Origin of the sequence: Staphylococcus sp. HMSC65H10 (assembly GCF_001839185.1) — a bacterium.
Classification (GTDB): Bacteria; Bacillota; Bacilli; order Staphylococcales; family Staphylococcaceae; genus Staphylococcus; species Staphylococcus simulans.
This window is the reverse complement of sequence record NZ_KV840425.1, coordinates 47,843-56,551: the sequence shown is the minus strand read 5'-3', so window position 1 is coordinate 56,551 and position 8,709 is coordinate 47,843. Positions and strand designations below refer to the sequence as shown.

The 8,709-nt window shown below is 37.0% G+C and carries 6 protein-coding genes and 1 riboswitch; all 6 genes read right to left on the bottom strand.

Annotated elements, in window-relative coordinates; all coding sequences use genetic code 11:
• Positions 1-3,536 (bottom strand): Rib/alpha-like domain-containing protein (locus HMPREF3270_RS13100; RefSeq protein ID WP_176746760.1); only part of this gene is annotated, 3,536 nt, incomplete at its 3' end.
• A 376-nt stretch (positions 3,537-3,912) separates the two neighbouring features.
• Positions 3,913-4,623 (bottom strand): alpha/beta hydrolase family protein, encoded by a 711-nt coding sequence (locus HMPREF3270_RS13095; protein ID WP_023015621.1) that lies wholly within the window; start codon positions 4,621-4,623, stop codon positions 3,913-3,915.
• Positions 4,624-4,800: 177 nt separating this feature from the next.
• The gene (gmpC, locus tag HMPREF3270_RS13090; protein WP_002480032.1) at positions 4,801-5,643 is read right to left on the bottom strand and encodes a dipeptide ABC transporter glycylmethionine-binding lipoprotein; all 843 of its coding nucleotides are present in this window, start codon (positions 5,641-5,643) and stop codon (positions 4,801-4,803) included.
• A 23-nt stretch (positions 5,644-5,666) separates the two neighbouring features.
• Complete coding sequence (locus HMPREF3270_RS13085; protein ID WP_002480033.1) at positions 5,667-6,326, bottom strand: methionine ABC transporter permease; 660 nt, start codon at positions 6,324-6,326, stop codon at positions 5,667-5,669.
• Position 6,327: 1 nt separating this feature from the next.
• Complete coding sequence (locus HMPREF3270_RS13080) at positions 6,328-7,344, bottom strand: methionine ABC transporter ATP-binding protein (RefSeq protein WP_002480034.1); 1,017 nt, start codon at positions 7,342-7,344, stop codon at positions 6,328-6,330.
• A gap of 117 nt (positions 7,345-7,461) precedes the next feature.
• A riboswitch (SAM riboswitch) is annotated at positions 7,462-7,573 on the bottom strand.
• Between the two features lie 183 nt (positions 7,574-7,756).
• Positions 7,757-8,709: LPXTG cell wall anchor domain-containing protein (locus tag HMPREF3270_RS13075; protein WP_176746759.1), on the bottom strand; the 953-nt coding region annotated here is incomplete at its 5' end.

Genomic DNA, 8,709 nt, shown 5'->3' with positions numbered 1-8,709 from the left:
TCTGTTGTACCTTGACCATATGGTTTTGTGATTGAACCTGTTGTTGGTTGGTACGTATCTGAGTCTTTCGGTCTGACTGTCACTTTCACATTCACTGTATCTGTTGTTTTGTCAGGATAAGTCACTGTAACTGGGACTTGGAATACGCCACTTGTTTGACCGTTTGGTAAATTGTTTGTATCAACAGTAATGACTGGTTGTGCACCTGTTTTATGGAAGTTTGGAACACTTACTTTTCCTGTTACATCATTTGATGTTGTTGCTGTACCATACGGTTTTGTAATTTCTCCTGCTGTTGGTTGATATTTATCATTATCAGGTTGAACTCCTACTGTCACTTTGACATTCACTGTGTCCGTTGTTTTGTCAGGATAAGTCACTGTAACGGGAACTTGGAACTCACCGCTTGTTTGACCATTTGGCAACTTGCTTGTATCAACTGTGATTGTTGGTGTGCCTTTGTCTTTAGGGAAATTCGGTACTGCGACTTTATCTTTTACTTCTTGTTCTGTTGTTGCTTGACCGTATGGTTTTGTAATTTCTCCTGTAGTTGGTTGGTACGTATCTGAATCTTTCGGTCCTGTAATAACAGGTACATTTACTACTTCACTTGTACCATCTGGATATTGCACAGTCACTGGTACATTTACTGTACCTGGTGTTTGGCCATCTGGAATTTTTGAAGTATCTACTGTATAAGTCGGTTGATTACCATTTCCTGGGAAATTAGGAACAGAAACTTTTGATTTCACTTCATTTTCATCTGTTTTTTGACCAAATGGTTTATGGATTGCTTCAGTTGTCGGTTGATATTTATCGTTATCAGGTTGTACTTTTGTAGTAACCGGAACTTCAATAACTTCTGAAGAATTATCAGGATAATGTACAGTCACCGGTACATTCACTGTACCTGGTGTTTGGCCATCTGGAATTGTTGTTTCATCCACTGTATAAGTTGGTTGATTACCTCCAGCTGGGAAGTCTGGTACAGATACTTTTCCTGTGATTTCACCAGGTGTTGCTTTATGACCGAAGTCTTTTTCAACTGAACCTGCAGTTGGCGTATATTTGTCTTTATCAGATTGTGCTTTTGTGACTACTGGTACATTAACGTGCGCAACAGAACCATCTGGATACGTAACAGTAACAGGTACTAGAACTTTACCAGGCGTATTTCCATCAGGTAATTTATCAGGATGATCTATTGTTATTGTAGGTTTTTTAAGATGAGTCGGATATTTAGGGAATGTGACATGACTCATAACATCTTCTTCAGTTGCTGGTTGTCCGAATTCTTTAGTAACTGTTTGCACTTTTGGTGGATATTTATTAGCTTCTGTTATATGAACAATTACAGATGAACCAGCGATATCGTTACCACCAGAAACAAGTACTGCAGTATAAATATCACCTTCCTGAGCCTCTTTAGGAATCGTAAATCCACTTACTTGTTCTCCTCGTTTTGGCGTTGTAAAGTCCGGAGCTCTATGCACTGTTTGTCCGCTAGGATCTCTCCATTCGATGTGTGTAGGCATTGGTGGTACATCACCATTAGGCAATTTAACATTAACACGACTGCCTGGTGCTGCTGGGTTGTCTGTCGCATTATACGGTACAGTATGAAGATCAATGGTATCCGATGGACTCAATACTACCGCAAAGTTCACATTCGCCCATTGTTGAACCCCTGAATAAGGTGCTGAAATTGGTACGAAAGAGATATTTTGGTTCGCTTTTCTAAATTCTGGTGAGGTAAATCCTGAATACGTTTGGACGAGTTTACCTTTAGTATTTAGCACAAAACCATAAATATGATCTACATCCAAAGTACCATTAGGGAATTTAGCTGCGTAAACCCCATTTCCATCAACCACTGAAACAACAGTAGCTGAAATATATTCTGGATGCGCAGTTAATAATCTTTTCGCAGCTGCTGCACGTTCATGTACAGGTACACGTTGTACTTCATTTCTATAAGCTGCTGCACCTTGTGAAGTTAATGAGCTTAATACAACTTTATAACCCGCTGCGACTCTATCTCCTAAATTTTGGTTATAGTTAGGACCAGTTGCTGAGTTGGCTCTATCTCCACCTGAGCTTTCTATCCAAACTTTACCACGAACGACATTATAACCATCAACAGCTAATAGTTCTGGATCACTATGGTTACCTTCACTTGTAATCCATTGATTTTTAGGTTTCGTCATATAATTACCGACTGGCACTTCAGCCATAAAAATACCTGTACGGCCAATGTTTTTACCTACTACCGGAGTTTGCCCCATATTGTTATCAGTAAATGTGTCTACAAATACACCTGGATAGAATCCACCGGCTTGTCGTAACATTGTCGCTTTGTTGCCATTAGGTAATGTGAAATCTGGAATAGCAAAACGATATTTTTGTCCTTTAAAAGCTTTATATACATGGTGTTTACCTGTCGCATCTGTCCAACCTTGTCTTAAGTCAAAGGCAAAGGCACCTGGACCATCTTGTGCACTGTCATCACGATTTTTATTATGTGTATATGCACGATAAATTGGTGAAATTGATCCATCTTTGTCCATCCATTGTAAATAAACCGGTGTATTGACAGGTACAGGTGCTAAACCATTTGTACCTACAGATGGGATACCTTGGTCCGCCATCCAAGCACGACCGGAAATTAAGTTAGTTTTACTTAATTCATCTGAACCTGAACGGACATAACCATTTTTAATCGCATCTGCATCAATAATTATCGGTTCAATCGGAAGTGTTACCGCATATTTTACAAAGTCTGGATTATCTGCCACTTGTTCTGCTTCTGTAGTCAAATCTTCACGTACAGCAGGTTTATACCAAGTTTCATATTCATGGGATAATTGATAAAGTAAAGCTTGTTGAATTTCTTCGGGTGTGGCTTGACTGTCTAAATTCAATTCTTGAATTAAAGTCTTCGCTTCTTCTATAGAGACGCCTGAAGATTGTGCATAAAATTCAGCAGCTGTATTCAAATCTTGAACTTGTTGAATGCCTAAAATAGATTGAGGTACTTCTACTTTAGGTGTTTCAGCTACTTTTTGAACTGTTGTGTTTGTCTCAAACGGAGCTGTTTCTGTTGAAACTTCTTGTGATTTTGGAGCTGCAGTCGCTTCTTTTTCGACTGTTGGAGCTACAACTTCTTGATGATCAGAAGTTGCTTTTTCTGTGGAATCATTACTAGCTTTTGTTGGTAGTGATTCAACTTCAGTTTTCGGTACTTCTTTAATTTCATCTGGTGTTGTTATTTCAGATGATGTAGTTACTGCAGTTTCATTAACAACTGCATCTGCATGATTCACTTCAACATTAGTGTCTTTGTCTGGTGTTGTTGCGTTAACTGTAGATGTGGTTGATGTTTCAGCTGCTTTCGCATCTTGTGTATTCACCCCGAATAATAAGATAGCTCCTACTAGAATAGAAGCAGTACCTACAGTGAATTTACGAATAGAATATTTGTTTTTTCTATCCGGTTGGAAAGATGCTTTGTTCTTAGATGTGTGTTCGTCTTTCAACCTAGACACTCCTTAATTTTAATTTAGGCATGCAAAATAATAACAAGAATAATCCCTTTCACCCCTTCTTGCTCTCTTTGAAAATTACAGATTCGAATTCTTCTTATCATCATACATAGCACCAAATAAATTATAAAACTTATCTAATTGTACGTAACAATATTTTGGATTCGTTTTCCTTATGTTATTTTATAAAAAAACGTTATAATTTAACCCAAACTAATTAACGCATATCTAATTTTAGTTATCTTTCAGAAAGAGAATTGAATATGCTTTTCTATGAATTTTAGACATACAAATAACGTTACAATATAAAAAAAGGAATGGATTGCTCCATTCCCAATGTGTTTTACTATTATAGTTTCCTTAGAGTTATTTAATTCTCTTCATTTTCTTGTTCTTGATCAACCCATTCTAACATCAAGTCAAAGTGTCTGCCTTCAGGTTCAATGTTATCCATATGAGCTAAACTTGAAAATGCATATAAATCAATCGTGTTTTCAGTATTTTTTGTCACATAATCAATCGTTGTATCAATCTCTACTTGTGTATCATCAAAACCATGAATGATTAATGTTTTAGTATTCAATGGCAAACGTGAAATGGGTGATGCCGCATATAATATATCTTCTGAAACATCACCAAAATATTCTTCTGCTGCGTTTCGTCCTAATTCCTTCGCTTTTGTATACGGTACATCAGTGACAGGTGATAATGCGACAATTCTATCCGCTTCATCTTCATTATTCAATACGAGTTGTCCACCCACTGAATGTCCTATAAGAATCAATGATTGACCTTCACCTACAAATTCAGAATTCCTAAATGTTTGAACTGCTTTTTTAACATCTTCTTCTGGTATAGGCCATTTATGTTCTCCACGACGATATTCAACATTTGCGACATTGTAGCCTTTATTTGTTAAAACTTCAATCATTTTATCATTTAAAGAACGATCAAATTTTTGGCGCCAATAACCACCATGAACTAACACAATCCATTTATCAGCATGTTCTCCATTTTTATCATTTGATGCATAAACATCAATTAATTGTTCTTCATGGTCTCCATAATATAATACTTCCATCGATAATCACTCCTAAGTGAATGTGATTTTCTAGCACTAACTCTTTACCCCCTTTTGTCAGCACCCACACTTTGCCGGACTGATAATACATACAAGTTGATGAAATCTGCATTCGTCACATAAAATTAGCCGACAAACCTAGAAGATTTGCCGGCCATTTAAATGATAGTTGTGTTATTATTTTAAGCTGTCTTGAATTTTTTTGATTTCATCTTGTTTTAAATCAACCACGATTTCGCCATCTTTAACTTCTTCTTTTAAAGCTTTTTGAGCTTCTTTAGAATGATAAAGTGCCGCAACTTTTTTCAATGTTTTATCGTCTTTGTCTTTAGAGTTTACTGCGATAATGTTGATGTATGGTTGTGATGCTTTTGTATCATCTTTTTCTAAGTAGATTGGATCTTTCTTCGCATCTAAACCTGCTTTAGTTGCTACGCCGTTGTTGATAACTGAAATATCTACATCATCTAATGCACGTGCTGTTTGTTGTGCATCTACTGCTTTGATATCTAAATTCTTTTTGTTTTCTTCGATATCTTTAATGCCGCCTTTTAAACCGAAGTCTTTAGAAAGTTTGATGTAACCTGCTTTTTCTAATAATTTTAATGCACGTGCTTGGTTAGAAACATCGTTTGGAATGATAACTTTCGCACCGTCTTTTAAGTCTTTAATGTCTTTAATCTTTTTAGAATAGATACCTAATGGCGCAAATACTGTCGTACGAATCGGTGTGATTTTTGTACCTTTATTCGCTTTTTCATATTGATCTAAGAATGCAAAGTGTTGGAATGCGTTCATTTCGATATCCCCATCGTTTAGCGCCTTGTTTGGTACATTGTAATCAGAGAATTGTTTAACTTTCACTGTAATACCATCTTTTTTCGCAAGTTCTGCAACTTTATCCCATACTTTTGTTTCGTTAGATGCTACGCCGACTGTAACTGTTTTGCTATCGTCTTTCTTCCCGCATGCAGCTAAAAGAACCACAAATGCGATTGCTAATACTAATAATTTCTTCATTCAATGACTTCCCCTTTACTTGTTTAATTTCTACGAATTTTCTTAGCCAAGACATTCCCTAAAGATTGAATCAGCTGAACCATAATAACTAAAATGACTACTGTAATCACAATGACGATTGTGTCGAAACGTTGATAACCATAAGCAAGTGCTAGGTCACCAATACCGCCTCCGCCGACAGCGCCGGCCATGGCAGTTGCTCCGATTAAACCGATAATTGCTGTTGTTAATGCTAAAATCAATGAACCTAATGCTTCAGGTAATAAGAAGTAACGGATGATTTGAAGCGGTGATGCACCCATCGCATTTGCTGCTTCAATCACACCTGAATTCACTTCTAATAATGAGTTTTCAACCAATCTCGCAATATAAGGTGCGACATAAACTGTTAACGGTACGATTGCAGCTGCTGTCCCAATTGATGTACCTACCACTAATTTTGTGAATGGTACAATCGCAATTAATAAAATAATGAAGGGTACCGAACGCAATACGTTGATGACAGGGTTGAGAATATGATAAATCACCACATTTTCCCATATTCCATCTTTCTTAGTGACTACAAGTAATACACCAAGCGGAATACCGATTAAAGAACCGATTACTAATGAAATAGAGACCATCAATAACGTTTGATATAACGCCTCCATTAATTGAGACGAATCTAATGTAGATCCAAGCATGTTATACGACCTCCTCAAATTCAATATGACTTTGTTTCATATAATCAAATGCACGTTGCTTACTTTCATTTGATCCTTTGATACGAAGTGTTAAATAACCGACTGAAGTATCTTGAATATCTGACATCGATGCATAAATAACATTCACATCTAAATTGAAGTCTTTAATTAATGTTTGAATCACTGACAATCCAATTTGTGAACCTTCTAGATAAACTTTGACGTCCACATAATCTGCGTCAGTTGGTAATTGATGAATCATCTTATCACTAATATCTGTACTGATAACTGTAGAAACGAAGCTTTTCGCAGTTTTCGTCTTAGGATGACTGAACACCTCTAATACACTGCCGATTTCGATGACACTGCCTTGCTCCATAACCGCAACTTTATCGCAGATTTGTTGAATCACGCCCATTTCATGGGTAATCAATAAAATGGTAACGTCAAATGTTCGATTGACCTTCTTCAACAATCGCAAGATTGAATCTGTTGTTGCTGGGTCTAAAGCACTTGTTGCTTCATCACATAACAAGATTTTAGGATCAGTAACCAAAGCTCTCGCAATCGCAACTCTTTGTTTTTGACCACCCGATAACTCATTAGGATACTGTGAACCTTTATCTCCTAAACCTACGAACTCAAGCATTTCGTCAACTTTCTCTTTTATGTATGACTTTTCCTTGCCTTCAAGGATGAGCGGCATCGCAACATTATTGAATACTGTCTTAGAATTTAATAAATTGAAATGCTGGAAAATCATGCCTATATTTTTCTTCACTTTACGCAATTCTTTTTTGCTGTATTGATTGATGTCATGACCATCCACAATAATGTTTCCTGATGTCACATTTTCAAGCTTATTGACTAATCGGATTAACGTACTTTTACCAGCACCGCTATACCCGATGACGCCGAATATTTCTTGGCGTTCTACAGTAAAGCTGACATCTTTCAAAGCCTGAATTTCCGTTGAGCGTTTACGGAATGTTTTATTGACATCCTTGAACTCAATCATAGGTAAATCCCCCTTAATAATTTGAAATAAATGAATGTTAACTATTTTGAGATAACTCTATAAAAAGAAAATCCCGAGGACTAATGAAACAAGTCCTCGGGATACATATATCGGCTCGTCTCATCTTCACAGTGTTCTACTGTAGGAATTGGCACAGTAATTAATCTTCATAATTAATCCTGTTGCCGAGGCTTCGCAGGGCCTGTCCCTCCGCCTCTCTGGATAAGATAGTTTTATTCAATTCATTTATATTCCATATATTACAAAGTCTGACAGAAAAAGTCAACATTATTTTTCAGAAATTTAGATAAATTTATTCAATTCAAAAAATCTAAAATAAGAAAGCGATTACATTACTCGCAATAAAAAGAACCAGGCCGAAGCCCGGTTCTTACATACTTAGAACTTAATCTTATTCTTCTTCTTTACGACGTCTTGATCCAAGTACTGTTGTTGCACCTAAACCAGCCATAATTGCACCATAAACTAATGCTGCTGTATCGTCTGAACCTGTTTCAGGTAAAGCTTTAGCTGTTTGTTTAGGTTTTGTTGTTACTTTTGGCTGTGGTTGTTCTACATTATGATAAACCACTTTATGCGTAGTTTGTTTACCTACGAATTTATGACCATGATCATTATTTACATTAATGAATCCAGTATAACCATGAGTATCCGATGTTGGTGTACCATTGTTTCCACCTGGTGTAACTGTATCTGGTGTTGTATTTGGTACTGGCACTGTATTTGGCACTGGTACTGTATTCGGTACTGGTACTGTATTTGGTACTGGTACTGTATTTGGCACCGGTACTGTATTCGGTACTGGTACTGTATTTGGTACTGGCACTGTATTCGGTACTGGTACCGGTGTTGGCACTGGTGTCGGTACTGGTGGTGTCACAGTATTGTGTTGTGCTGGAACCAATGGAATCATTGGAATTGTCACTTTTGGTGTGTCTGGTTTTCTGCAAGGTACGATAATTCTTGTATTATCTGCACATTGTAATATTACATTACCTTTCACATCATGATTATATCCAATAATCACAACCGCGTTACCGTTCGCATCACAAGGAATATCAACACGTTGACCATCGCTAAAGATAATCACATTCGTATTATCATTATCAATGTAGTTATTGATGATATATATCGGTTGTGTTGGTTGAGCATCTCTGCCATCGCGACCATCTCTGCCGTCACGTCCATCTCTGCCGTCACGGCCATCTCGACCGTCTCTACCATCATTTCCTTTTTGAATAGTGATTCTTGATTCATCACTGAATTCAATTACTGTATTACCGTTTGGATCTTGACTTGTACCTTTGACAGTAACTGAAGTTCCGTCTTTGCCTTTCGGTACTG

Bases quoted from the DNA above. Each gene is read 5' to 3' on its own strand.
- HMPREF3270_RS13095 (WP_023015621.1), bottom strand. From the start codon at position 4,623: ATGGAAGTATTATATTATGGAGACCATGAAGAACAATTAATTGATGTT.
- gmpC (WP_002480032.1), bottom strand. From the start codon at position 5,643: ATGAAGAAATTATTAGTATTAGCAATCGCATTTGTGGTTCTTTTAGCT.
- HMPREF3270_RS13085 (WP_002480033.1), bottom strand. From the start codon at position 6,326: ATGCTTGGATCTACATTAGATTCGTCTCAATTAATGGAGGCGTTATAT.
- HMPREF3270_RS13080 (WP_002480034.1), bottom strand. From the start codon at position 7,344: ATGATTGAGTTCAAGGATGTCAATAAAACATTCCGTAAACGCTCAACG.